Below are 24,270 nucleotides of genomic sequence, written 5' to 3'. Positions count from 1 at the left end.
CAATCGAGTTGGAGGTCTCGCCTGATGCCCCGGCAGGCCGGGCGACATGACGGGGCGCCAGCGCAAGGGCGCTGCGGCCAGCGTACTGACAGCGGTGGCGCTGGCGGCGCTCGTGCTGTGGCTTGGCAGCCGCAAGGCGCCGGGCGGCTCGATCGACGCGGTCGGCGCCACAACCGATGTGGCGGTCCAGCCGATAGCCGGCGGGGCCGACCAGGCCGCTGCCCTGCAGGCGGCCCTGGATAGCCTGCAGCCGGGCCAGCGCCTCGTGCTGGCGCCGGGCAACTATCGCGTGGGGAACGTGCTGGCCATCCGTGGCGAGCAGGTCGTGGTGTCCGGCTACGGCGCCACGCTCACCGCCACCAGCCCGGACGCGCAGGCGGTGGAGATCACCGGCCGCAACGCCACGCTGGTCGGCGTCACGCTGGTCGGCACCGGCACGCAGCGGCTCGAATCGTCCACCTCCGCCAAGGTCTCCGTGGACGGCTACGGCATCCAGGTGCTCGACGTCACCATCCGTGGCGGGGCGAGCGCCGGCATCTTCGTCTCGCGCGGCAACAGCATCGCGCTGGTCGGCAACAAGGTCAACGGCACGCTGGCCGATGGCATCCACATCACCGGCGGCTCGCGCGACGTGCTCGTGCAGGACAACTCCGTCACCGCCACCGGCGACGACATGATCGGCATCGTCAGCTACCAGCGCGACGGCACGATCAACCAGAACATCCTCGTCAGCGCCAACTACCTGGCCGGCAACGCCTGGGGGCGCGGTGCGTCCATCGTCGGCGGCACCGACGTGACCCTGGCCAACAACTGGATCGAAGGGGTGCAGAAGGCGGCGGCGGTGCTCATCGCGCAGGAGGACGGCTACCGCACGGCAGGCGTGACCAATGTGCAGGTGACGGACAACATGATCTCGGATATCGAGAACGCCACGCAGCCGGGCAACAACCGGCTGGCGGCGGGCCATGCGGCCATCGACATCAATACGGGGACGGGCAGCGTCGCGCGGGTGCTGGTGGCGGGCAACCAGGTCACGCGCGCCACTTACGATGGCTTCCGGGCGGTCGGCAATGTCTGCAACGTGCGGGTCTCGCGCAACCGGTTCGTGACGATTGGCGGCGCGGCGCTGTCCCTCCAGGTGCGCAACTGCCCGACGGACGCCTGGACCTGCGACGGCAACACGCTGGACGGCACTGGCATCGCCCTGACCGGCTGCAACGGGACCGGCGCGCCGCAGGTGTCGGGCGCGGACCGGACCCGGATGCCGCAGGTGCGCACGGCGCTGCGGCAGCAATGAGCCCTCCTCGGACGTAGCGGACTCACCGCACGCGCGGCGTCTCGGCGATCAGCCGTTGGAGGTACTTGCCATAGTGGCTCTTGCCTAGCGGCTTGGCCAGCCGGCCGAGCTGCTCGGCATCGATCCAGCGGCGCCGGTAGGCGATTTCCTCCGGGCAGGCCACCATCAGGCCCTGCCGCTTCTGAAGCGTCGAGACCAGCAGCGCCGCCTCCACCAGCGAGTCGTGCGTGCCGGTGTCCAGCCACGCGTAGCCGCGCCCCATGATGTCCACGGCGAGCTTCCCGGCTTCCAGGTAGCGCGAGTTGACATCGGTGATCTCCAGCTCGCCGCGCGCCGAGGGCCGGATGTCCGCCGCGATGTCGCACACCGCGTTGTCATAGAAGTACAGCCCGGTCACCGCGTAGCTGGAGCGCGGGACGGCCGGCTTTTCCTCGATCGACAGCGCGCGGAAGTCCTCGTCGAACTCCACCACGCCGTAGCGCTCCGGGTCGTCCACGTGATAGGCGAACACGGTGGCGCCTTCCTCGCGCCGGTTGGTGCGCGCCAGCAGCCGGGCGAGGTCGTTGCCGTGGAAGATGTTGTCCCCGAGGATCAGCGCCGAAGGGTGCTTGCCGACGAAGTCCCGGCCAATGATGAAGGCCTGCGCCAGCCCGTCCGGCGAGGGCTGCTCCGCGTACTGGATGTCCAGCCCCCACTGGCTGCCGTCGCCCAGCATGGTGGCGAAGCGCGGCAGGTCCTGCGGCGTGGAGATGACCAGGATCTCGCGGATGCCCGCCGTCATCAGCGTGGAGAGCGGGTAGTAGATCATCGGCTTGTCATAGACCGGCAGCAGTTGCTTGGACACGCACTGCGTGATCGGGTACAGCCGCGTGCCGGACCCACCGGCCAGGATGATGCCTTTGCGGTTCATGTCTGAATCTCCCAGGTCGATGGTGGTGAAGTCTGTTCAGGTCGCTCTTTCAAGCGGTGCGGGAATGGGCGCCACAGGGTCCACGCCCCGGGCCGTGGCGCGGGCAGTCGCCTCGCGCCGGTAGCAGATGAAGAAGGCCAGCGCGCCGAACACCTCGGTCAGGATGATCGAGATCACCGTGCCCCGGGCGCCCATCAGCATCACCAGCGGCACCACGTAGAGCAGGTGGAGCACGGTCACGGCGGCGTAGATGTTCTGCACCAGCCGGTGGCGGCCCAGCGCCAGCAGGCCCAGGTTGCCGAAGACGAAGGCCACGCTGGTCACCGGCAGCAGCACGCCCTCCAGGCGCAGCAGCAGGATGGCGTCGTGGAACGGCTCGCCCAGCCACATGCGGATGCCGACATCGGCAAACAGCTCGATGCCGATGGCCAGCGCGCCGGCGCAGGCAAACACCGCCAGCGTCGCCTTGCGCAGCAGGGCGCGCGCCGCCTCCGGGTCCGTGACGTTGTACTGGCTGATGCGCGGGAAGAAGGCCGTGCCCACCACCGTGAAGATGGTCTGGGCCGCCACGCGGATCTTGTCCGCCATGGAGAACTGCCCCACCGCCACCGGCCCGTGGAAGTAGTTGAGCAGGATGGCGTTGAAGGTGACGTAGAAGCTCACCAGCACCAGCGAGAGAAACACCGGGAAGCCTTCGCGGAACGAGATGGCCACCTCGCGCACCGACACGGCCACCAGCGACGCCAGCCGCTGCCGGTGGATGCCCCACAGCGCCGCCACCGCCAGCAGCACCGTGCCAACGCTAATGCCCAGTGCCGCCAGTGCGGCGTCCCCCGGCCCGCGCACCCACATCAGCACGCACCCCAGGCTGACCGCGCGGGCGATGCAATTCGGCACCACCAGCACCTTCATGCGCTCCAGCCCCTGGTACAGCCAGATCGGCGTGAAGGCGTTGGCCACCACGCCGACGAAGGCCGCCGCGAGGATGGTCCAGTGCTCGCGCAGGCTCGGCACCAGCCCGAGCGTGCCGGCCATCAGCAGCGCGGCGGCCAGCGTCAGGGTCAGCTTGGCGGCCATCGTGGCCGAGAACACGCGGTCGACCACCGTGCGGTCGTCCCGCCCCAACGACACCAGCCGCGTGGCGGTGAGATTGTGGCCGTAGTCGGTCAGCAGGATCAGGTACTGCGCCAGCGCCTGGCAGTAGGCCAGCACGCCGAACTCCTTCACCCCGAGCACCCTTCCGAGCAGCGGCAGCAGGAGCAGCGGGAACAGGTAGTTGCCGGCCTGTATCAGCAGGAGATAGGTCGCGGTGGCGCGGATGGAGGTCGGCATGGCGGCGTAGCGTCAGCGGGGACCGGGACGGATCACACCACGCGGCACCGGCGGCAACCGTCGTCGCACCGGCTGGCCGGCCATCTGGAAGATCAGCCACAGCAGCGCCAGCGGCACGAAGTTGCGCCCGCTGAACAGGTTGGGCACGCGCAGGATCTCCAGCAGCGACACCAGCAGCACAGCGTGCGCGCAGCACCAGAAGCCATCGCCCGCGCGCCAGCCCGCGTAGCTGCGGGACAGCAGCCAGCCCATGCCCGCCGCCAGCAGCAGCGCGAACCATCCCCACTCGTGGAAGTGCACGTAGATACCGGACGGATTGTTGAACTCCGGGTCGCCGAAGTCGCTCAGGAACATCGTGTAGCTGTCGCCATTGCCGACCAGCGGGCGCATGAACTCGCCCACCACCGGGAACTTGACCAGCCAGTCGAAGGTGAACACCGCGTCGCCGGCGCCCCAGCCCATGATCGCCAGCAGCCCGGCGCCGTTGTTCAGCGAGGTGGAGTAGTACATGCCGAGCCGTTCCAGCGCGAACTCGAAGATGTTGTCGTAGAGATTGACGTAGTGCGTCTCCCAAGACCGGTTGTACTCGTTGGCGATAAAGAAGCCGATCAGCGGGCCGATGGCCGCGAACGGCCCGAGCCGCAGCAGCCAGTTGCGCCGGGGCACGTTGCGGAACCGCATCACCATCAGCACCCACGGCAGCACCAGTTCCACCAGCGCCAGCCGCTCGGCGAAGATGAAGCTGCGCAGCACCGTCAGCACCAGCAGCACGGCCAGGAAGACCTTGTAGCGGTTCAGGCCGCGCACCGGCTGGCGGAAGATGTAGAAGTAGAGCGGCACATAGGCCACGCCGGCCTGCGTGAGCGTGCTGATGCCGGCGATGCGGCCCTTCAGTTCGAGGACGTCGTAGGTGCTGGCGGAGCCGGTCAGGAAGGAGATCAGCACGGCGGGCCGGGCAATCACGCCGCCCATCATCACCAGATAGCCGATCAGGGCGAGCCAGAACAGCGCGTCGAGGATGTGCACGGGCATCTCGGCGCGCGGCCGGGGCGCCAGCGGGGCCAGCGAATCGCCCGCGTAGGACGCCACCGTCAGCACCACCAGGAACAGCCCGCCGGCCAGCGCGTAGAAGCTGGTGAAATAGACCCGCTCGATGGCCTTCTGGTCGCCCAGCAGCGACACCGAGATCAGCACATAGAGCGGCAGGATGAAATACAGCAGCAGCCGGGTGGGGTCTTCCCACCAGTAGCCGTCATGGAAGTCGCGGGGCGGGGTCGGATGTGGCATCGGCATCTATCTGGGGACGACCGCGAGGTCATCGGTGTGGAACGGTTCCGTGGGCACCGGGGGTTCCGGCTCGGGCGACGCGGTGCGGGGCCGGCCGCCCTGCCCGGCCATGGCCTGCCGCACCACGGCCAGGAACTCGCTGCGGAAACGCTCCGGCGTGAAGCGCAGCGCGTTCTCACGGCAGACGGCCGGGTCGAACCAGCCGCTGTCCTCGAAGCGGCAGACCGCGCGCACGATGTCCTCCACGGTCTGGCGCGGGAAGAACACGCCGGTGCGGGTGCCGGCGTTGCCGGCGTCGACCACCGTCTCGCTGGCACCGCCCCGCCCCAGCGCGATCACCGGCGTGCCGCAAGCCTGCGCCTCCACGGCCACAATGCCGAAATCCTCCTCGGCGGCGAACACGAAGGCGCGTGCGCGCTGCATGTGGTCGATCAGTATCTCGGTCGACTGGTAGCCCAGCATCTTCACGTTGGGGGGCAACATGGCCTGGATGCGCGCGAAGTCCGGCCCATCGCCAATCACGACCAACCGCTTGTCCGGCATGGCCGCGAAGGCTTCCACGATCAGCGCGACCTTCTTGTACGGCACCAGCCGGGAGGCGGTCAGGTAGAAGTCCTCGCGGCACTGGCCGAGGCCGAAACGCTCCACATCGACCGGCGGGAACACCACCGTGGCCGGGCAGCCGTAGACCTTGCGGATGCGCCGCGCCACGTAGGCCGAGTTGGCCACGAGCAGGTCTACGCCATGGGCGGTGCGATGGTCCCAGATCCGCATGTAATGGAGGATGGCCCGCGCGATCCAGCTCTTGAGCCCGCGCGTCAGGCGCGATTCGTCGAGGTACTGGTGCTGGAGGTCCCACGCATAGCGGATCGGCGAATGGATGTAGCTGACGTGGAGTTGCTCCGGCCCGGTGATGACCCCCTTCGCCACGGCATGGCTGGACGAGATCACGAGGTCGTAGTCGGAGAGGTCGAACTGTTCCACTGCCAGCGGCATCAGCGGCAGGTAGTTGCGGAACGACTTCCGGGCGCGCGGCAGGCGCTGGATGAACGACGTCTTGGCGTGCTTGCCCTGCAGCACGTGGCGCTGGTCGTCCGGGAAGAAATCGACCACGCTGAACAGGTCGGCGTCGGGCCAGATCTTGAGAATCTGCTCCAGCACGCGCTCGGAGCCGGCATAGGTGGTCAGCCAGTCGTGCACCACGGCCACCCTGCCGAACTCGCCGGGAAAGGGAGTCGGGACGAAATTCGGGGCGAAATTCGGGGCGGGGGTCATCGCTGGGGCAGCCATGGGGAAATCTCGGTGAGAAGCCGGTCGGCGGTCAGGCGCCACGAGCGGCGCTGCACGTTGGCGAAGCCCTGCGTGCGCAGGCGGTCACGCAGGGCGCTGTCGTGCATCACGTGCATCATGGCTTCGCCGCACTCCGCCGCACTGGTCGGGCGGAAGTAGATCGCCGCATCGCCGCAGGCCTCGCGCACCGAGGGCAGGTTGGACGCGATGACCGGGCAGCCCAGCGTCATCGCCTCCACCGGCGGCAGCCCGAAGCCCTCGTACAGCGACGGAAACACGAAGCAGGCGGCCTGGCGGAACAGGGCCTTGAGATCGCCATCGTCGACATAGCCCACCCGTTTCACGAAGTCTGGCGACACCTGTTGCACCGCCTTCAGCATCGGCATGCCGCCGCCGACGATCACCACGTCGTAGTCGGTGGCCTTGAGCAGCTCGATGGCCTCCACCACGAGCCGGAAATTCTTGTGATGGCTGGCACTGCTGACGGCGAGGATGTACGGCCGGCCAGACAGGTGGAACTTCTCGCGGACGTCCGCCTCCTCCGGCAGCCGCAGCATGTGGTCGCCGCTCATCGGCAGCACGCCGATCTTGCGGCCCGGGATGTGATACGCCTGGATCAGCTCGCCGCGCGAGAACTCGGACACCGTCAGCACGCGCCGGGCGATGCGGCCGATCCACGGCGCCATCATCCGATACCAGGCCCGGAAGGCCCGCGTGTACGCCTGCGGCACGCGCATCGGCGCGGCGTCGTGCATGACCGTCACCTGATTCCGATAGAGCAGCGGTCCGGCGTTGCACAGGTTCAGCAGCAAGGTGCCGCGCGCCGCCAGCGGCAGGCAGACCTGCTCCCAGTACTGGCCGTTGCCGCCCGGCACGGTGCGGATGCGGAGGTTGGGAAAGCGTTCCGGCTCGACCTGCACCGACGGCGGGATCAGCAACTCGAACGACAGCCCCGCCACGGCGGGTGCCTGCGTGGCGACCAGTTCGTCGATGCTGCGGATCACCTCGTTCGCAAAGCGGTCCACCCCGGTCGGGCGCCGGCCCAGATAGCGGCCATTGATCGACACGATGGTCGGGTCACCGCCCGCTGGCGCCACCGGCCGCACCGGCGCCCCGCTGCGCGCGAGCGGGTTGGCGATATAGCGGATCGCGCGGTCGCCAACCGCCGCCACCGGCACCAGCGCGAGCGCCGTCAGGCCGGACACCGCCAGCTTCTTGCGCAGGCTCCAGTACGGGTTCGCGGTGACGGTATGGAAGTAGCGGCCGGACTCGCGCAGGAACCAGCGCCAGCGCTGCCCGAGCGGCGCCCCGTACAGCGCGGTGGCGAACAGCGCCTTCTCCAGCGCGAAGTCGAGCGGCGCGGCCGGCAGCGTGATGCCGAGCCGCTGGCGCGCAATCTCGCGCAGCAGCACCCAGCGCCGGGTGGACTGCCGGGCGCCCGCCAGCGCGTCTTCCGCATTGGCCAGCGACAGCCCGCCGTTGTCCTGCCGGTGCACCCGGTAGCGGCCAAGCGGCCGATCGATGGCGAACACGTCGCCGACCAGCGCGGTGCCATAGATCGCATAGAAATCGGCGCCGTGGATGTTGTCGGCGGTCACCGGCACAGGAAAGATGCGGCGCAGAGCTTCCACGCGATAGGCGTTGCCGGAACCCGGCGGCGACGGGTAGAGCCAGCCCTGCCGCAGCAGCGCGCCACAGTCGGCCACGGCGTTCGATTGCGGCACCTGCACGCCGGTCAGCTTGCCATCGCCGGTCATCACTTCCAGCCGGAACTGCACCTTGGCGTAGTCGCCGGCGGCGAAGGCGGCCAGCACCGTCGCGGCGGCGTCCGGCTCCAGCAGATCGTCGGCGTCGAGAAAGATCACGTAGGGCGTGGTCACGCGGCGCAGCGCGTGGTTGTAGGCCGAAACCTGTCCGCCGTTCGCCTGGCAGATGGCCTCGATGCGGTCGCCGTAGCCGGGCAGGATCTCGCGCGAGCCGTCCGTCGAGCCATCGTCGATGACCATGACCTTCACCGCCGGCGCGGTCTGGGTCTGGGCCAGCGCCGAGTCGATCGCCCCCCTCAGAAACCGCGCGTAGTTGTAGTTGCAGATGACGATGGTCAGGCTCGCGGATTCCGGGTGGGACGGCATGGGGGTCTCGGTGGGGGAGCGACTACAGGGAATAATCGGCATGAAAGCCCAGGCGGTTCGCCTCGCCATCGGCAATGGCGCGTTCGAGCAGGCTGAGGCGCGCCGCCGCGCTGCGGCGCTTGCCGTAGAACCGCAGCAGGATCAGGAACACCAGCCGGTTCAGCCGATAGGTGAAACCGGACGTGGACCAGTAGTTCTTGTCGAACCACGCCTGGTTGCGGCTGCTGTAGTACGCGCGGAAGTCCGAGCCGCTCAGCAGCAGGCACTCGAAGTGGTTCTTCCAGTTGCGCTTGACGTTCCAGGAGCCCTCCAGATCCTCCAGCTGCGCGCCGGTGACCAGCGCGATGCGCCCGCCCCGGGCGGTCAGCCGCCAGGTGTATTCGATGTCGTCCGCGTAGAGCACCAGATTCGGGTCCGGCAGGCCGAGGTCGGTGTAGACGTCCCGGTGAGCCAGGAAGCCGCCATACGGCGCGAACGGCATCGACACCACCGCAGGCAGCGCGCGCGGACGCGGTTTTCCCCACGGCGTGCGGCGCCAGATCTTGTAGGGGATGCGGGCGACGTGGAAGCCGAAGTAGCTCGAACGCGGCGGCGAGGCCAGCGCGCCCGGCACGCCCATGGCGATGTCGCCCTGATGGTCGGGCCGGAAGCCGAGCACCGCCGCGCGGCCCCGGCCGGTTTCGCGGGTCAGCACGTCCAGCTGATGGCAGAGCACGCCCAGCGCGCCGGGGCACGGCGCGTTGTCGTCATCCATCAGCCAGAGGTAGTCGGTATCGCCGCGCAGCGCGGTCTCGATGCCGACCGCGTAGCCGTTGGCCGAGCCGGTGTTGGTCGGCAGGTGCACCACGGTGATGCGGCGCCCCCAGCGCGCTTCGAGCAGGCTCAGGTCCGATGCCGAGTTGTTGCTGACCACCACGGCGTGCCGCACGCCCTCTTCGTCGAAGGCGCGGCGCAGCAGTTCCACGCAGTAGTGGAGCCGGTCCCCGTAGGTGACAGTGACCAGTGTGATGCGCTTGTTGTGGGAGAAAGTCATGACGGCTCGCTTGGGGAGGAGCCCGGCGTGGCCGGGCGGGGCGCTTGGGGCTCTGCGTTGGTGCCATAGGCATAGCTGTAGCGATGCAGGGTGCCGGTGAAGTCGTTGAAGATCACGCCCTGCACGGCGACATTGGCCTGGGCCAGCCGGCGCGTGCTTTCGTCGATCTGGTCGACCGTGGTCACGCGGTGGCGCGCCACCATCAGCACGGTGCCGGCCAAGCGGCCCAGCACCAGCGCGTCCGCCACGGGCAGCAGCGGCGGGCCGTCCAGCACCACCATGTCGTACTGGGCCGCCACGCGCTCGATCAGCGCGGCCAGCTCCGGCTGGAGCAGCAGCTCGCTCGGCCCCGCCATGTGCAGGCCGGTGGACAGCAGGTCCAGCCCATACGAGACATCGCGGCGCACCACGTCCTCCAGCCGGTGCGTGCCGGCCACCACCTCGGACAGGCCGGGCCCCCGGTCGACGTGAAAGCGCCGGTGCAGCGCGCCGTTGCGCAGGTCGGCATCGATCAGCAGCACGCGGCGCTTGGAGGCCCCCGCCAGCGTCGCCAGGTTGGCGGCGACGAAGGACTTGCCGATGCCGGCGGTCGGCCCGGTAATCAGCACCACGCGGTTGGGCGCTTCGCTCAGGGCGAAGTGCAGCGTGGTGCGGATGGTGCGCAGGCTTTCGATGGCGGCATCGGGCAGCACGGCGCGCTCCGCCGGGCTGGCCAGCCGGAGCGGCCAGTTGGCCCGGCCGGGCTTGGTCTCGCTGGTCAGCCGGCTGCGCGGCACGGTGGCGTACACGGGCAGGCCCGTGGCGATCTCGATCTCCTCGCGGTCTTGCACGGCGCCGGCCATGCGGCGCCGGAACGTGGCCAGCACCAGCCCGGCGAACAGGCCCGCCAGCAGCGAGCCACCCACGGCCACGCCCCGGCGCGGCATGAACGGCGTCTCGGGCGGCGTGGCGGGGTCAATCAGCCGCACGTTCGCCACCTTGCCGGCGCGCACCAGCGCCAGTTGCTGACGGGCGTTCAGGCGATTGGTGTACAGCTCGGTGTCCACCTTCATCTTGCGCTGGCGCTGCAACAGCGTCTGCTCGATCAGCGGCAGGTTGCGCGTGCGCGCCTGGTTGATCGCCAGCGCGGCGGCACCCTCCTGCAGCTGGGCGTCCAGCGCGCGCACGTAGCGGTGCTCGTCCGTATAGCGCGTGATCAGTTCCCGGCGCTTCTCCTTGAGGTCGAGCTGGCGGGTTTCCATGGTGACGGCCTGCTCCAGCAGCGTGCGCGCCTCCTCGCTGGTATCCACGGCACCTTCCTTGGCCCGATAGGCGTTGTAGGCGCTCTCCGATTCCTCCACCTGCTGCTTGAGCTGCGGCAGCTGCTCGTCCAGGAAGCGGATCGACTTGTCCGCCTCCTCGGAGCGCCGCCGCACGTTCTGCTCGACATACTCGGTACCCACCACGTTCAGGATCTGGCTGGCGCGCACCGGATCGACGCTATCGAGCGCCACCCCGATGATGCTCGACTGCTTGCCGCGCTCCGAGATCGACAGCGAGCGTTGCAGCCATTCCGTGGTGGCGATCTCCGAGTAGCGCTTGATCGTGAAGGTGGCGCCGGGCTCCCCGTCGGCGGTCTTCACCAGCAGGTCCACCGGCCCGCGCGCGGTGTCCGCGTGCAGCGGCACGCCGACCTTGCCGCGCAGCGTCAGCAGCGGCTCGCCCCACATCTGCGACAGCGTGAGCACGTAGGACCCGTTCCTCCCCAGCGTCATCACGAAGGTCTTGCCCTGCCAGCCGGCCGGCACATCGAAGCGGGCCACGTCGATGCGCTCCGCGCCATGCACGTAGCCACCCGGCAGCGGCTGGGACAGCCCGTCCCTGCGCGCGGCCAGCCACCAGCCGATCACCGGCACGTAGCGCGGCGCGGCATCGATATACAGCTTCAGCGTCTCCACCGCCCGCGACACGACCATGCGCGAGTTCAGCACCTGGATTTCCGAGGTGGTGTCCGGCTTCAGCTCCTGCATCGGCCGCACGTCGCCGGAGGGGGAGCGCGACTCGGAGGCGCTCGGCTCCACCTGGATCAACAGGTCCGAGCGGTACACCGGCCGGGTAAACAGCGCGTAGGCCACGCCCCCGAGCAGGCACAGCGCGGTGGTGCCGGCGATCAGCCAGCGCGAGGCCAGGATCGTCGTGCGGATGTTCATCGAGCGGGCAAAGTGCCGCCCCGGCATGTCGTGGCCTGCGTGAAAGATCTGAGGCGAATTCATGCCGTTCTCCCGTATCGCCCCCGCCCGCGCGGGCGAGGGTCGTTTTTGTGTATGTCAGTACGCGCCACGGCCATGCAGGACGACTCCGACGGTCTTGAACAGAATCACGATGTCCCCCACGAACGTCCAGTTGCGCACGTAGGCCACGTCGAGCGAAATGCGCGTGCCGTAGTCGGTCTCGTTGCGACCGCTGACCTGCCACGGGCCGGTGATGCCGGGCAGCACGCGCAGGTAGTAGGCCGCTGCGTCGCCGTAGCGCTCCAGCTCCTTCTCCACCACGGGGCGCGGGCCGACCAGGCTCATGTCCCCGCGCACCACGTTCCATAGCTGCGGCAGTTCGTCGATGCTGGTGCGGCGGATAAAGCGGCCCAGCCGGGTAATGCGCACGTCGTCTCGCAGCTTGAAATCGCGCTCCCACTCGGCACGCGCCACGGGGTCCGAGGCCAGCAGCTCCTTCAGCACCACGTCGGCGTTCATCACCATCGAACGGAACTTCAGGCACTTGAACTTGCGGCCGTTGGCGCCGATGCGCGTATGGCCGAACAGGCAGGGGCCGCCATCCTTCATCACGATCAGCGCCACCGTCAGCATCAGCGGCGAGAGCAGCAGCAACAGGGTGAGCGCGGCCGCCGTGTCGAAGGCGCGCTTGACGCCCAGCCCCAGCGCGGGCGGCAGCCGCATCGACATGTCCGCCGGGCCATCGAGCGCAGGCGGCACAAAGGTCGCCATGGCGCCGGGCAACTCGCCCGTCCTCCCGGCACTGCCCGCGCCGCCGGGCACGGGGGGCGTCAGGCGGCGGGTGGCGACGCCGGACTCGGTGAACAGCGATTTGAAAGCTTGGAACATGGCGACTCTCCCGTGGCCAGGGTTAACTTGCGATCGATGTCTCCAGGAGGCGCGCGTCGGCCGGCTGGGCGGCCGCGCGGCGACTGTTTTCAGGTGGTCAGGGGGTCTAGGCGCAGCGCCCGTAGGTGTCCTCGATGCGCACGATGTCGTCTTCGCCGAGATAGGCGCCGGACTGCACTTCGATGATCTCGAGCGGCAGCTTTCCGGGGTTCTCGAGCCGATGCGTGGTGCCGATCGGGATGTAGGTGGATTCGTTTTCGCTGAGCAGGAACTGCTCTTCGCCACGGGTGACGAGCGCGGTGCCGCGCACCACGGTCCAGTGTTCGGCGCGATGGTGGTGCAGTTGCAGCGAGAGCTTGGCGCCCGGGCGCACGACGATGTGCTTGACCTGGAAGCGCTCGCCGGTGTCGAGCGAGTCGTAGCAGCCCCAGGGCCGCTGCACCTTGCGGTGGGAGTCCGCCTCGGTGCCCCGCTGGCGCGCGATCCGCTCGACCAGCCCCTTCACGCCCTGCACATGGGAGCGGTCCACCACGAGCACGGCGTCGGCGGTCTCCACCACGATCACGTTGGTGGTGCCCACGCACGCGACCAAGCGGCCCTCGGAATGGGCGTAGCAGGAGGTGGCGCCCTCGAACAGCACGCGGCCCCGGGCGGCGTTGCCTTCGCCATCCTTGTCGATGGCGTCCCACACGGCGTCCCAGGAGCCGAGGTCGGACCAGCCGGCATCCAGCGGCACCACCACGCCCGGCACGCCATCGGCGCGGGCCAGTTGCTCCATCACCGCGTAGTCGATGGAGTCCGACGGCACCGCCGCGAACGCCGCTGCATGGGGATGGAACACCGCGCCGTCGCTGCGGCCGGTGGCGAAGGCATCCGCGCAGGCCGCGTGCATGGCCGGCTGGAGCTGTTGCAGCGTGCGCAGCCAGGTGCTGGCGCGCACCACGAAGATGCCGCTGTTCCACCAGTACTCGCCCGAGGCCACGTACTGCGCCGCCAGTTCGGCGGCGGGCTTTTCCACGAAGGCGTCGATCCGGCGCGCGGCATCGTCGAGCGACGCGCCCAGTCGGATGTAGCCAAACCCGGTATCGGCGCGCGTCGGCGGCACGCCGAGCGTGACCATCGCGCCCTGCTCGGCAAACCCCGCTGCGCGCAGCACGGCCTGCTGGAAGGCGCCGTTGTCGGCAATCACATGGTCGGCCGGCATGGCCACGAGAATGCAGTCGTCGCCCTCCGCGCAGGCAAGCAGCGCGGCCAGGGTCAGGGCCGGAGCGGTGTTGCGCCCGGTCGGCTCCACCACGATGCGCGCCACCACGCCGGCTTCGGTCAGCTGCTGGGCGGTCATGAAGCGGTGCGCTTCGCCACAGACGATGATCGGCGCCATCTCACCCATCGCACCGCCCCCCTCCACCAGCCCGGCCAGCCGGCGCGCAGTGGTCTGGAGCAGCGTGTCACCGCCAAGGACGTCGATCAGTTGCTTGGGAAAGTGCTTGCGCGAGAGGGGCCAGAGCCGGGTGCCCGAGCCGCCGGCGAGCACCACTGCGGCGAGCCGCGTGCGTACGGCGGGCGCCGCTATCGCGATATCCGCGGTGTCCGTGATGAGGTCCGTGGATTCGATCGTGGTGTCCGTAGTACGCATGTCTGCTCCTGTCCGGGGGGCTGCAACTGGCGAAAGGCCGTTTGTTGCAGCGAAGCATAGATGCCCGAAAAAGCAGATTTGACCGCGCGGCGGAAAATGCAGAATCTTTGTCCGAATAATGAAGGCGTAACACTTTTGAAAGTAATTAAGCCTCCACTTTGATCAGACAAAACACTGGCCGAATATCAAAATGATGAATCGGCACGGCATATTTACAATATCCCGCACCAATATGCGGCGATGCATGTATTTAGTTCATCGCAATGCCCTAAGCCCGTGCACACAAGGGATTGCGGCTATTCGGCGACAGCGCTTCGTGCGTTTCCGCGCATTCAAATGAAAATAGTGATTCACCTTGGAAACAGCGGATGGCGGCGGCGCCGCTTATTCTCCTTTATGCGACGGCGTACACGTCATGTTCCGCCAACATCGCGCAGTTATCGGCCAGCCGGATTTTCCCGCCAGGTTATATTCGTTATGATGCAACGCAGCAGATGCGGTTTTCTTATTCGACATCAGGGGAGCAAGTGGCTATGGAATACCTTGTCGAGTCGCCAACGCCGATGCGCACCATCGGCCCGATCCCGATGACCGGCCAGCGCGAGATCCTGCGCATCGGCCTGATGCTGTTCGATGGCTGCTCCCTGCTGACCGCCGGCATCATTGCCGAGGCGTTCCGCATGGCGAACGAAATCGCCCTGCAGCGCACCGGCCGACCCGCCTACCAGTTGTCCCTGCTGTCCCACCGGGGCGGCATCGTCGCCTGCTCATCCTCGGTGCGGGTCTGGACGCAGGGGCTGGACGTGCTGGGCCAGCGTGGCTTCAACGCCATCTTCATCGGCTGCAGCGAGCGCGAGCCGTCCGGCGAGCGCGATGCCCGCCTGATGAACGCCATGATCGAGGTGAGCGCCTCGGTACTGGAGCGCAGCCCCCGGAGCGGCCAGCGCACCCAGCCCGCCCAGCCCCGCGTATCGCGCGCCGTTCCCCAGAAGATTGTCGAGGTGGACGAGGTAGCCGGGATCAGCCACGTCACCTCGTCCGTGTTCTGGTGCCGCGATGGCGCCGTCTCCGCGCCGGACGTGATGCCCTCGGCCGCCGACATGGCGCTGGCACAGATCGAGTTCGACCTCGGTTTCGTGATGGCGACCGAAGTGGCCCGCCGCCTGGCCCCGCAGCGCGACACCCCCCTGGCCCGCCAGGAAACCCCCGAACCCGACGACGTCCCCGACATCGCCGCCTCCTCCGAAGCGCTGGAGAAAGTGCGCGCCTCGGCCCGCTGGATCACCGCGCACTACGCGGAAGAGATCTCCGTGGCCGACGCCGCCCGCATCGCCGCCATGAGCGAGCGCAACTACCTGCGCCGCTTCAAGTGCGCGCTGGGCATGACGCCGTCCGAATACCTGATCCGCGCCCGGCTGGAGATGATCTGCCGGCTGCTCAAGGAAACCGACCTGCCGGTGGACAAGATCGCCCGCCGCTGCGGCATGGGCAACGGCGACCGCCTGGCCAAGATCTTCCGAAAACGCTTCGAGCTGTCCCCCACCGCGTACCGCAATCTCGACAAGACCGCGCTGCCAGACGCAGCCTAGCCACAGGAGGAGGCAAGAGTCATGCACCAAGATCTGCTGGATGTTGCAAAGCTGGACTGGATCTCGCGCGAGCTTTCTGAGTCGTACAGTGCCGCCGCGCCGTTTCCGCATGTCTGTATCGATAACTTCCTGGACGACGGCATCTACCGCGAGGCCAGCGCCGCCTTCCCCAGCGCCGACGAGAAGGTGTGGTTCACCTTCCGCTCCGCCGCCGAGAACCTGAAGCTCCAGATCCAGGACTTCTACGCGATTCCGCCCGCGCTGCGGTCCCTGATCGTCGAGTTCAACAGTCCCGGCTTCATCCGCTTCCTGGAGCAGCTTTCGGGCATCCAGGGGCTGGTGCCGGACCCCCACCTGCACGGCGGCGGGCTGCACCAGACGCTGCCGGGCGGCCGCCTCGGGCTCCATATCGACTACAACTACCACCTCGAATGGAAGCTGGACCGGCGCCTCAACGTGCTGCTGTACCTGAATGACGAGTGGGACGACAACTGGGCCGGCCATCTCCAGCTATGGGACGAGGAAGTCCAGCACTGCGTGCAGAACATCTCGCCCATCGGCAACCGGCTGGTGGTCTTCAGCACCAACGAGTGCTCGTGGCACGGCCACCCGGTGCCGCTGGCCTGCCCGCCCGGGGTCACGCGGCGCTCGATCGCGCTCTATTACTACACCAACGGCCGCCCGGACCAGGCCTCCGAGGAACACACCACGCGCTTCCACGCCCGGCCGGGCGAGCGCTTCACCATCACCGCGCGAGACATCCTGCATGGCATGACGCCCCCGTACGCCAAGGCGCTGGCCAAGCGGATTGTCGGGCGATAGCAGACGGGCGAACTACGATGGCAACCCTCCTCGTTACCGGCGGCGCCGGCTTCATCGGCAGCAACTTCGTGCTCGACTGGCTGCGCCGGCATGGCGCCGACCGCATCGTCAACGTCGACAAGCTGACCTACGCGGGCAACCGGCGCAGCCTGGCCGCCGTTGACGTCGAGGGGGGCCAGTCCCGCCACGTCTTCTCCCAGACCGATATCTGCGACCGGGCCGCGCTGGACGCGCTGCTGGCCACCCACCGGCCCCAGGCCGTGGTGCACTTCGCGGCGGAGAGCCACGTGGACCGCTCCATCACCGACCCGGGCGCCTTCATCCAGACCAATGTGGTCGGCACCTTCACGCTGCTGGAAGCCGCCCGGGCCTATTGGGGGCGCCTGAATGCGGCCGATGCCGACCACTTCCGCTTCCTGCACGTCTCCACCGACGAGGTGTTCGGCTCGCTCGGCGCCGAAGACCCGCCGTTCTCGGAGACCACGGCCTACCAGCCCAATAGCCCCTACTCGGCCTCCAAGGCGGCGTCGGACCACCTCGTCCGGTCCTACCACCACACCTACGGGCTGCCGGTGCTGACCACCAACTGCTCGAACAACTACGGCCCCTACCACTTCCCCGAGAAGCTGATCCCGCTGATGATCACCAACGCGCTGTCCGGCAAGGCGCTGCCGGTCTACGGCGACGGCCTCAACGTGCGCGACTGGCTCTACGTGGGTGACCACTGCACCGCCATCCGCACGGTACTGGCGCGCGGCAAGGTCGGCGAGACCTACAACATCGGCGGCTGGAACGAGAAGACCAACCTGGACGTGGTGCACACGCTCTGCGACCTGCTCGACGCGCTGCGCCCGAAGGCGAGCGGCTCCTACCGCCAGCAGATCACCTTTATCGGCGACCGCCCCGGCCACGACCGCCGCTACGCCATCGACGCCCGCAAGCTGGAGCGCGAACTGGGCTGGCGGCCCGCCGAGACCTTCGAAACCGGCCTGCGCAAGACCGTGCAGTGGTATCTGGACAACCCCGGCTGGGTCAAGGACGTGACCTCGGGCGAGTACCGCAACTGGGTGGCGAGGCAATATGCCGCCTGACGCCCCCAATGATCGGGAGATCCCCACCCTGCTGGTCACCGGCAGCAACGGCCAGGTCGGCTTCGAGCTGCGCCGCAGCCTGGCGCCGCTGGGCCGCGTGGTGGCGCTGGACCGCGCCGGCTGCGACCTGTCGGACCTCGACCAACTCCGGCGCGTGGTGTGCGAGGTGCGCCCCGACGTGATCGTCAACGCCGCCGCCTACACCGCCGTGGACCGGGCGGAGGCGGAGACCGAGCGCGACACCGCCTTCCTGATCAACGGCAAGGCCGTCGGCGTGCTGGCGGAAGCGGCCCGCGCGCACGGCAGCCTGCTGGTGCACTACTCGACCGACTATGTGTTCGATGGGGCAAAAGCCGGTGCTTACTATATAGAGAGCGACCCGACCGGCCCGCTGTCGGTCTACGGCCGGAGCAAGCTCGCCGGGGAGCATGCCATCGCTGCCGTGGACGCGCCGGCGCTGATCCTGCGGACCTGCTGGGTGGCCGGTGCGCATGGCGCCAATTTCGCCCGCACCATGCTGCGGCTCGGCGCCGAGCGGGACAGCCTGCGCGTGGTGGCGGACCAGTTCGGCGCCCCGACCACCGCCGCGCTCGTCGCCGATGTCACCGCGCAGGTCGTGGCCCGCCACTGGCTGGCCGGCAACCGTGCGGCGTTCCCGGCCGGCATCTACCATCTGGCCGCCGCCGGGGAAACCAGCTGGCACGGCTACGCCACGGAAGTGATCCGCTACGCCGCCGCGCATGGCTTCCCGCTGAAGGCGGACCCGGCGCGCATCGCCCCCATTCCCGCCACTGACTATCCGCTGCCGGCGCCGCGCCCGGCAAATTCGCGCCTCGATACCAGCAAGCTGCGCCGCACGTTCGGCATCCACCTGCCGGACTGGCAGGAGGGGCTGCACCTGCTGCTGGACCAACTGCGCCCGTAAGCCTTTCCGCCTGTGAGCCTTTCCGCCTGTCAGCCTGGAGCCCCCCATGACCATGAACGTGACCCGAACCGATATTCCCGACGTGCTGGTCATCGAACCAAAAGTGTTCGGCGACGATCGCGGCTTCTTCTACGAGAGCTTCAACGGCCCCGAGTTCGAGGCCCTGACCGGGGTGAAGACCAACTTCGTCCAGGACAACCATTCGCGCTCGGCACGCAACGTCCTGCGGGGGCTGCACTACCAGGTGCGCCATCCGCAGGGCAAGCTGGTACGCGTGGTGATGGGGGAGGTATTCGATGTGGCGGTGGACCTGCGCCGCAGCTCGCCCACCTTCGGCAAGTGGGTGGGCGTGACGCTCTCGGCCACCAACAAGCGCCAGCTCTGGGTGCCCGAAGGCTTCGCGCACGGCTTCGTGGTCACCTCGGACTATGCCGAGTTCCTCTACAAGACCACGGACACCTGGTACCCCGAGCACGAGCGCTCCCTGCTCTGGCGCGACAGCACGCTCCACATCGACTGGCCGCTCCAGGGCGAGCCATTGCTCGCGGCGAAGGACGCGGGCGGCAAGGCGCTGCGGGAGGCGGAGGTTTTTGCCTGAGGGGGATGCGGTCATACAATGGAGCGAGGCCAACGGCGCCCGTGCTGCGGCGCGCACCGAGGTGTTGGTCGAACCCCAAAGGAGACCCGCATGAGCAGCAAGAACACCATTTGCCTGTGGTACAACCGCGACGCGCTCGATGCCGCCAATTTCTATGCCAAGACCTTCCCCGACAGCGCGGTGGGCGCCGTCCACCGCTCGCCGGGCGACTATCCGGACGGCAAGGAGGGCGATGTGCTCACCGTCGAGTTCACCGTCGCCGGCATTCCCTGCGTCGGCCTGAACGGCGGCCCGCACTTCCAGCACAACGAGTCCTTCTCCTTCCAGATCGCCACGGACGACCAGGCCGAAACCGACCGCCTGTGGAACGCCATCGTCGGCAATGGCGGGCAGGAGAGCGCCTGTGGCTGGTGCAAGGACAAATGGGGCCTGTCGTGGCAGATCTCGCCGCGCGTGCTGGTCGAGGCCGTCACCAGCCCGGACAAGGCGCTGGCCAAACGGGCGTTTAACGCGATGATGACGATGAAGAAGATCGACATCGCCAAGATCGAGGCGGCCATCCGCGGGGACGGCAAGTGATGCCGGGTTGAATCCCCCCGGCGGGCATGACAGCATGGCCCGATGCCCGTCGCCGCCAATATTCCCTCCGATACCACTCTCCGGGACCTCGCCCGCCTGCGCCGCGTGCGTGATCGCATCGACCGCGAGTATGCCCAGCCGCTGGATGTCGAGGCGCTCGCGCAGGGTGTCCACATGTCGGCGGGCCACCTCAGCCGCCAGTTCCGGCTGGCCTATGGCGAATCCGTCTATGCCTACCTGATGACGCGGCGCATCGAACGCGCGATGGCGCTGCTGCGCCGGGGCGACCTCAGCGTCACCGAGGTCTGCTTCGAGGTGGGATGTTCATCGCTGGGCACCTTCAGCACCCGGTTCACCGAACTGGTCGGGGTCTCGCCGAGCCGCTACCGGCGCGAGGCCGCCGGCGAGGCCGAGGGCATGCCGCCCTGCGTCGCCCGGCAGGTCACGCGACCGATCAGGAATCGAGAAGCGCCGAAAAAGCAGCCGGCCTAGACTGCCTGGACCCCCACACGGAAACGGAAACCCCTCATGGACCTCAGCATTCACTCGGCCTTCCTGCCCCACACCGGCCCGGAAACCTCGCTGGCCTTCTACCGGGACGCGCTCGACTTCGAAATCCGCAAGGACGTCGCCTTCGGCGGCAACCGCTGGATCACGGTCGGCCCGAAGGGCAAACCCGAGACCTCGATCGTCCTGTTTCCGCCCAACGCCACGCCGGGCGTCACCGACGACGAAAAGCGCACCATCGCCGAAATGATGGCCAAGGGCACCTACGCCATGCTGCTGCTTGGCGCGACGGACCTCGACGCCGCCTTCCAGCGCCTGCAGGACTGGGACGCCGAGATCGTCCAGGAACCGACCGACCAGCCCTACGGCGTGCGCGACCTGGGCGTGCGCGACCCGGCCGGCAACATGATCCGCATCCAGCAGCTGAAGTAAGACCGGGCGGGCCCGCCCCGCCTCACAGCATCGACTTGCCCTGCGCGAGGATCTTGTCGCAGACCTGCTTCTTGACCTCGGCCTTCATGGCGGCCGTGTTGCTGAGGTCGAGTTGCCGGCCGTTGCTGGTGGAAAGCACGCCGCGCGAGCCGTCGCTGTAGCCGGCGTCCTTGGTGCCGCCCGGCACGGAGCCCAGCAGCTTGTCCTTCACCGCCGAAGTTGCCGAGTCGGCGTTGAGGTAGTTGTTCTTCATGCAATATTCGATCACCCCGGCGGCGTTGCCGGCGCTGCCGGCGGTGAGCGATGACATCGACATCCCGCTGATGTCGCCGATCGCCCCGGTGGGGGCCGACTTCATCATGTCGCCGAGCTGCGCGTGGGCCACGCCCGAGAGGGCGGAGAGCGCGACGCAGCACGCGGGAAGGGTCAGCCACGCGGCGCGGCGCAGCGTAGCGGGGACGGAAATTTTGGCCATGCGAGACTCCTTGTCCGGTCATGCCGGGAGTGGCCTCACCACTATATGCCGCCGTCCGCCGGATCCGATCTGAACGTTTTTGAGATCCCGTGTGGCTTATGCGTCATGCGACGCATGTCCCCCGAACATCGACATCCCATCCGTGATCTGCGCGAGTAGCGCCAGCGCCGCGCCCGGCAGCGGCCGGCCGGCCTTGACCAGCACCCGGGCCTGCGTGCCCCGGAACAGCGGATGGTCGATGGGCACCACGGCCAGTTGCCCGGCCGCGATCTCCCGGTAGGCCGCGAACTCGCCGATCAGCGTCATGAAGTTCTCGTACGCCACGATCTGCTTGAGCGCCGGCAGCGAGTTGGTGGTCAGCGTGGCGTGGATCGAGATGTTCTCGGCGAACTCCAGCATCTTGGCCGCATGGCCGATGCCGAACGACGGCGGCATCAGCGCCAGCGGGTAGGCCTGCATGTCGGCGATGCTCGCCGGGCCACCACGCAGCGCCAGCGGGTGATCGCGCCGCACCAGCAGCACCACCGGCTGGGCCACGCTGGCGCGGTATTCCACGCGCGGGTGCGGCGGTGGGTTGTAGGCCAGGCCGATATGGGCGCGGCTCTCCGCCACCTCGTTCAGCACGTCGTCCACGGGCAGGCTGACCATGTGGATCTCGAGCTTCGGATAGCGCGCGCAGAACGGCGCCAGCACCTCGTTGACCAGCGCATCGGCAAACCCCTCGCTGATGACCAGCCGCACCTCGCCCTGCTGGAGCCCCTGCAAGGCGTGGAGCTGATCCTCCAGCTTCTCCTGGTGCGAGCGATAGCCGCGCCAGAACTCGAGCAGATGCGCCGCCGCCTCCGTGGGCCGCAGCCCGCGCGGCTGGCGCTCGAACAGCGTCGACCCCAGTTCGTCCTCCAGCAGCCGGATCTGCCGGGTGATAACCGACGGTGACGTGTTGAGGTGCTCCGCCGCACCCCGGATCGTCCCGTGCGCCATCACCTCCCGGAAGTACCGCAACCGCTGCTGATTAATCTCGCGCATCTCGCCGTATCCCTTGCGTTGCCTGAGGGGCAACGATACGTGAACTTTGTTGCTGTTGGTAGGTGGGCGCGGCGCTGCCACTATCGAGAGACCCCACGCAGGGCACCCGTAGAGAGAACAGAGACAGACTGGAGACAAGCAATGCTAGCCATCCCCCAAGAAAGTGCAGTCGACGACACGTCCGCGCTGTACAGCAAGATCAACTGGCGATTGCTGCCCTTTCTGCTGATCTGCTACCTGTTCGCCTACCTGGACCGCGTCAATATCGGCTTCGCCAAGCTCCAGATGCAGAGCGACCTCGGCTTCTCGGACGCGGCCTACGGCGTGGGCGCGGGCATCTTCTTCATCGGCTACGTGCTGTTCGAGATCCCGAGCAACCTGATGCTGCCGCGCATCGGCGCGCGCAAGACCTTCAGCCGCATCCTGGTGCTGTGGGGCATTACCTCGGCCTGCATGCTGTTCGTGCGCGATGTGCCGATGTTCTACGCCATGCGCTTCCTGCTCGGCATCTTCGAAGCAGGCTTCGCACCGGGGATGATCTATTACCTGTCGTGCTGGTACGGGCCGCAGCGCATGGCGCGGGCCATCGCCATCGTCTTCCTGGCCGGGCCGATCGGCGGCATTCTCGGCGCGCCGGCCTCGGCGTGGCTGATGACCTCGCTCGCCGGCGCCGGCAACCTCGCCGGCTGGCAATGGATGTTCCTGGTGGAGGGCCTGCCCTGCGTGGTGCTGGGCCTGCTGGCGCTGAAGCTGGTGCCGAACAAGCCGTCCGAGGCCACCTGGCTGACCGATCAGGAGCGCCGCATGCTGGAGGCCGATCTCGGCCATGTCGGCGCCGCCCACAGCCACTCGTTCCGGGCCGTGGCGCGCGACAAGCGCATCTATGTGCTGGCCTTCGCCTACTTCTGCATCATCGCGGCGATCTACGCCATCAGCTTCTGGCTGCCCACCCTGATCAAGGCGCAGGGCGTGACGGATACCGTGCAGCTCGGCTGGTACGCGGCGGTGCCCTATATCGGCGCGGCCTTCGGGATGTATTACATGGGCCGGCGCTCGGACCGCAAGAACGAGCGGCGCTTCCACTGCGCGGTGCCCGCGCTGGCCGGCGGCGTGCTGCTGGCGGCCTCGACGCTGGCGGATGGCCACCTGTTCCTGACGCTGGCGCTGCTGACGCTGGGCACCACGGCGCTGTGGATGACCTACACGGTCTTCTGGGCGATTCCGCCCGCCTATCTCAAGGGGCCGGCGGCCGCGGGCGGCATCGCGCTGATCAACACCATCGGGCTGTCCGGCGGCTTCTGGGGTCCGGCCATCATCGGCTGGGCGAAGACCGCCACCGGCAACCTGCACCTCGGCGTGCTGGTCATGGCTTCGCTGCCTGTCCTTGCCGCCCTGATCGTCATCACCAACAAGCTGCCGGCCCACCGGTAGCCACCCATAAGAGGATTCCCATGCAACTGCACATGTCCACCTGGGCCGAAATCGAATCGTTCCTCCAGCGCAGCCGCACGATCGTCGTGCCGATCGGCTCCAACGAGCAGCACGGCCCGACCGGCCTGCTGGGCACCGACTGGCTGTGTCCCGAGATCATCGCGCGGGAGGCGGAGAAATCGGCCGACATCCTGATCGCCCCGACCTTCAATATCGGCATGGCCCAGCATCACCTGGCCTTTGCGGGCACGATCTCGCTGCGCCCGTCGACGTTCATCGCCGCGATTGGCGACTGGGTACGCTCCCTCGCCCTGCACGGTTTCGAGAAGATCCTGTTCCTGAACGGGCACGGCGGGAATGTGGCCTCGATCGAGGCGGCGTTCTCGGAGCTGTACGCGGAAGCCAGCTTCGCGCGGCGCCCGGCCGGCTTCGCGCTGAAACTCGCCAACTGGTGGGATCTGGAAGGCGTGGGCGAACTGGCGCGCGACCAGTTCCCGACCGGGCATGGCGCGCACGCCACGCCCTCCGAGATCGCCATCACGCAATGGGCCTTCCCGGAGTCGGTGAAGACGGCGGACTACGCGCCGCCCATCGCCCCGTCCGGCCCGATCCGCGATGCGCTGGACTTCCGCGCCCGCTTCCCTGACGGCCGGCTGGGCTCCAACCCGGGGCTGGCCACGCGCGAACGGGGCCGCGCGCTGGTCGAACTCGCAGCGCAGAGCCTGGCACGCGAGCTGGCGGCATTCAGCCAGGAACGGCCGCCGGCCTGAGGTTGTCGTC

General features: G+C 68.2%; 20 protein-coding genes and 3 pseudogenes. 11 read left to right on the top strand and 12 right to left on the bottom strand.

Annotated features, from left to right (window positions below; genetic code table 11):
- Positions 1–46: 46 nt before the first annotated feature.
- Positions 47–1,297, top strand: coding sequence for a right-handed parallel beta-helix repeat-containing protein (locus AC1DFU_RS04830; protein ID WP_441591275.1), 1,251 nt, complete (start codon positions 47–49; stop codon positions 1,295–1,297).
- Positions 1,298–1,319: 22 nt separating this feature from the next.
- Here AC1DFU_RS04830 and rfbA read toward each other — a convergent pair whose 3' ends face one another.
- The 10 genes and pseudogenes from rfbA to AC1DFU_RS04780 form a co-directional block, all read right to left on the bottom strand.
- Positions 1,320–2,207: a glucose-1-phosphate thymidylyltransferase RfbA gene (gene rfbA / locus AC1DFU_RS04825; protein WP_092293846.1), complete on the bottom strand. Its 888-nt coding sequence runs from the start codon at positions 2,205–2,207 to the stop codon at positions 1,320–1,322.
- A 36-nt stretch (positions 2,208–2,243) separates the two neighbouring features.
- A complete protein-coding gene (locus tag AC1DFU_RS04820) occupies positions 2,244–3,539 on the bottom strand; it encodes an oligosaccharide flippase family protein (RefSeq protein WP_092293848.1) in 1,296 nt (431 codons plus the stop codon).
- Between the two features lie 12 nt (positions 3,540–3,551).
- A complete protein-coding gene (locus tag AC1DFU_RS04815) occupies positions 3,552–4,826 on the bottom strand; it encodes an oligosaccharide repeat unit polymerase (RefSeq protein WP_092294374.1) in 1,275 nt (424 codons plus the stop codon).
- A gap of 6 nt (positions 4,827–4,832) precedes the next feature.
- Positions 4,833–6,101 (bottom strand): glycosyltransferase family 4 protein, encoded by a 1,269-nt coding sequence (locus tag AC1DFU_RS04810; RefSeq protein WP_441591369.1) that lies wholly within the window; start codon positions 6,099–6,101, stop codon positions 4,833–4,835.
- Positions 6,098–6,628: pseudogene (locus AC1DFU_RS04805) on the bottom strand (glycosyltransferase family 4 protein); the annotation flags it as partial. The pseudogene AC1DFU_RS04805 and the gene AC1DFU_RS04810, both read right to left, overlap by 4 nt.
- Before the next feature lie 606 nt (positions 6,629–7,234).
- Positions 7,235–8,248: pseudogene (locus AC1DFU_RS04800) on the bottom strand (glycosyltransferase family A protein); the annotation flags it as partial.
- A 22-nt stretch (positions 8,249–8,270) separates the two neighbouring features.
- The gene (locus tag AC1DFU_RS04795; RefSeq protein WP_092293852.1) at positions 8,271–9,281 is read right to left on the bottom strand and encodes a glycosyltransferase; all 1,011 of its coding nucleotides are present in this window, start codon (positions 9,279–9,281) and stop codon (positions 8,271–8,273) included.
- Positions 9,278–11,533, bottom strand: coding sequence for a GNVR domain-containing protein (locus AC1DFU_RS04790; protein ID WP_441591274.1), 2,256 nt, complete (start codon positions 11,531–11,533; stop codon positions 9,278–9,280). Before AC1DFU_RS04790 ends, AC1DFU_RS04795 begins: the two co-directional genes overlap by 4 nt.
- A 54-nt stretch (positions 11,534–11,587) precedes the next feature.
- A pseudogene (locus AC1DFU_RS04785) lies at positions 11,588–12,184 on the bottom strand (sugar transferase); the annotation flags it as partial.
- A 301-nt stretch (positions 12,185–12,485) separates the two neighbouring features.
- Complete coding sequence (locus AC1DFU_RS04780; RefSeq protein WP_441591273.1) at positions 12,486–14,015, bottom strand: mannose-1-phosphate guanylyltransferase/mannose-6-phosphate isomerase; 1,530 nt, start codon at positions 14,013–14,015, stop codon at positions 12,486–12,488.
- Positions 14,016–14,548: 533 nt separating this feature from the next.
- On the opposite strand from AC1DFU_RS04780, the gene AC1DFU_RS04775 reads away from it, so the two are divergent.
- The 8 genes from AC1DFU_RS04775 (at position 14,549) to AC1DFU_RS04740 (ending at position 20,558) form a co-directional block, all read left to right on the top strand.
- On the top strand, positions 14,549–15,604 hold the full coding sequence (locus AC1DFU_RS04775; RefSeq protein ID WP_441591272.1) for a GlxA family transcriptional regulator: 1,056 nt from the start codon (positions 14,549–14,551) through the stop codon (positions 15,602–15,604).
- A 21-nt stretch (positions 15,605–15,625) separates the two neighbouring features.
- Positions 15,626–16,426, top strand: coding sequence for a 2OG-Fe(II) oxygenase (locus AC1DFU_RS04770; RefSeq protein WP_092293862.1), 801 nt, complete (start codon positions 15,626–15,628; stop codon positions 16,424–16,426).
- A gap of 17 nt (positions 16,427–16,443) precedes the next feature.
- A complete protein-coding gene (rfbB, locus tag AC1DFU_RS04765; RefSeq protein WP_441591271.1) occupies positions 16,444–17,517 on the top strand; it encodes a dTDP-glucose 4,6-dehydratase in 1,074 nt (357 codons plus the stop codon).
- Positions 17,507–18,442, top strand: a complete 936-nt coding sequence (gene rfbD, locus AC1DFU_RS04760; protein WP_441591270.1) for a dTDP-4-dehydrorhamnose reductase — start codon at positions 17,507–17,509, stop codon at positions 18,440–18,442. The genes rfbB and rfbD overlap by 11 nt, the downstream gene beginning before the upstream one ends.
- Before the next feature lie 46 nt (positions 18,443–18,488).
- Positions 18,489–19,040, top strand: coding sequence for a dTDP-4-dehydrorhamnose 3,5-epimerase (gene rfbC, locus AC1DFU_RS04755; RefSeq protein ID WP_092293868.1), 552 nt, complete (start codon positions 18,489–18,491; stop codon positions 19,038–19,040).
- A 90-nt stretch (positions 19,041–19,130) separates the two neighbouring features.
- Positions 19,131–19,619, top strand: coding sequence for a VOC family protein (locus tag AC1DFU_RS04750; protein ID WP_092293882.1), 489 nt, complete (start codon positions 19,131–19,133; stop codon positions 19,617–19,619).
- 42 nt (positions 19,620–19,661) lie between these two features.
- A complete protein-coding gene (locus AC1DFU_RS04745; RefSeq protein WP_441591269.1) occupies positions 19,662–20,111 on the top strand; it encodes a helix-turn-helix transcriptional regulator in 450 nt (149 codons plus the stop codon).
- Positions 20,112–20,147: 36 nt separating this feature from the next.
- Positions 20,148–20,558, top strand: a complete 411-nt coding sequence (locus tag AC1DFU_RS04740; protein ID WP_441591268.1) for a VOC family protein — start codon at positions 20,148–20,150, stop codon at positions 20,556–20,558.
- 22 nt (positions 20,559–20,580) lie between these two features.
- Here the strand turns inward: AC1DFU_RS04740 and AC1DFU_RS04735 are convergent, their stop codons facing one another.
- Both AC1DFU_RS04735 and AC1DFU_RS04730 read right to left on the bottom strand, forming a co-directional pair.
- The gene (locus AC1DFU_RS04735) at positions 20,581–21,033 is read right to left on the bottom strand and encodes a DUF2501 domain-containing protein (protein WP_092293888.1); all 453 of its coding nucleotides are present in this window, start codon (positions 21,031–21,033) and stop codon (positions 20,581–20,583) included.
- A gap of 96 nt (positions 21,034–21,129) precedes the next feature.
- Complete coding sequence (locus tag AC1DFU_RS04730) at positions 21,130–22,059, bottom strand: LysR family transcriptional regulator (protein WP_441591267.1); 930 nt, start codon at positions 22,057–22,059, stop codon at positions 21,130–21,132.
- A gap of 141 nt (positions 22,060–22,200) precedes the next feature.
- Between AC1DFU_RS04730 and AC1DFU_RS04725 the strand changes: the two genes are divergently transcribed.
- Positions 22,201–23,490, top strand: a complete 1,290-nt coding sequence (locus AC1DFU_RS04725) for an MFS transporter (RefSeq protein ID WP_092293893.1) — start codon at positions 22,201–22,203, stop codon at positions 23,488–23,490.
- 20 nt (positions 23,491–23,510) lie between these two features.
- Positions 23,511–24,260, top strand: coding sequence for a creatininase family protein (locus tag AC1DFU_RS04720; RefSeq protein ID WP_092293895.1), 750 nt, complete (start codon positions 23,511–23,513; stop codon positions 24,258–24,260).
- Positions 24,261–24,270: the final 10 nt, after the last annotated feature.

The organism is Cupriavidus sp. 10L45 (assembly GCF_056395225.1).
The sequence above is the reverse complement of the archived record's forward strand: the minus strand, read 5'-3'. Positions and strand labels throughout refer to the sequence as shown.

Coding starts and splice junctions, on each gene's coding strand:
- AC1DFU_RS04830 (WP_441591275.1), top strand. CDS start 47: ATGACGGGGCGCCAGCGCAAGGGCGCTGCGGCCAGCGTACTGACAGCG.
- rfbA (WP_092293846.1), bottom strand. CDS start 2,207: ATGAACCGCAAAGGCATCATCCTGGCCGGTGGGTCCGGCACGCGGCTG.
- AC1DFU_RS04820 (WP_092293848.1), bottom strand. CDS start 3,539: ATGCCGACCTCCATCCGCGCCACCGCGACCTATCTCCTGCTGATACAG.
- AC1DFU_RS04815 (WP_092294374.1), bottom strand. CDS start 4,826: ATGCCACATCCGACCCCGCCCCGCGACTTCCATGACGGCTACTGGTGG.
- AC1DFU_RS04810 (WP_441591369.1), bottom strand. CDS start 6,101: ATGACCCCCGCCCCGAATTTCGCCCCGAATTTCGTCCCGACTCCCTTT.
- AC1DFU_RS04795 (WP_092293852.1), bottom strand. CDS start 9,281: ATGACTTTCTCCCACAACAAGCGCATCACACTGGTCACTGTCACCTAC.
- AC1DFU_RS04790 (WP_441591274.1), bottom strand. CDS start 11,533: ATGAATTCGCCTCAGATCTTTCACGCAGGCCACGACATGCCGGGGCGG.
- AC1DFU_RS04780 (WP_441591273.1), bottom strand. CDS start 14,015: ATGCGTACTACGGACACCACGATCGAATCCACGGACCTCATCACGGAC.
- AC1DFU_RS04775 (WP_441591272.1), top strand. CDS start 14,549: ATGGAATACCTTGTCGAGTCGCCAACGCCGATGCGCACCATCGGCCCG.
- AC1DFU_RS04770 (WP_092293862.1), top strand. CDS start 15,626: ATGCACCAAGATCTGCTGGATGTTGCAAAGCTGGACTGGATCTCGCGC.
- rfbB (WP_441591271.1), top strand. CDS start 16,444: ATGGCAACCCTCCTCGTTACCGGCGGCGCCGGCTTCATCGGCAGCAAC.
- rfbD (WP_441591270.1), top strand. CDS start 17,507: ATGCCGCCTGACGCCCCCAATGATCGGGAGATCCCCACCCTGCTGGTC.
- rfbC (WP_092293868.1), top strand. CDS start 18,489: ATGACCATGAACGTGACCCGAACCGATATTCCCGACGTGCTGGTCATC.
- AC1DFU_RS04750 (WP_092293882.1), top strand. CDS start 19,131: ATGAGCAGCAAGAACACCATTTGCCTGTGGTACAACCGCGACGCGCTC.
- AC1DFU_RS04745 (WP_441591269.1), top strand. CDS start 19,662: ATGCCCGTCGCCGCCAATATTCCCTCCGATACCACTCTCCGGGACCTC.
- AC1DFU_RS04740 (WP_441591268.1), top strand. CDS start 20,148: ATGGACCTCAGCATTCACTCGGCCTTCCTGCCCCACACCGGCCCGGAA.
- AC1DFU_RS04735 (WP_092293888.1), bottom strand. CDS start 21,033: ATGGCCAAAATTTCCGTCCCCGCTACGCTGCGCCGCGCCGCGTGGCTG.
- AC1DFU_RS04730 (WP_441591267.1), bottom strand. CDS start 22,059: ATGCGCGAGATTAATCAGCAGCGGTTGCGGTACTTCCGGGAGGTGATG.
- AC1DFU_RS04725 (WP_092293893.1), top strand. CDS start 22,201: ATGCTAGCCATCCCCCAAGAAAGTGCAGTCGACGACACGTCCGCGCTG.
- AC1DFU_RS04720 (WP_092293895.1), top strand. CDS start 23,511: ATGCAACTGCACATGTCCACCTGGGCCGAAATCGAATCGTTCCTCCAG.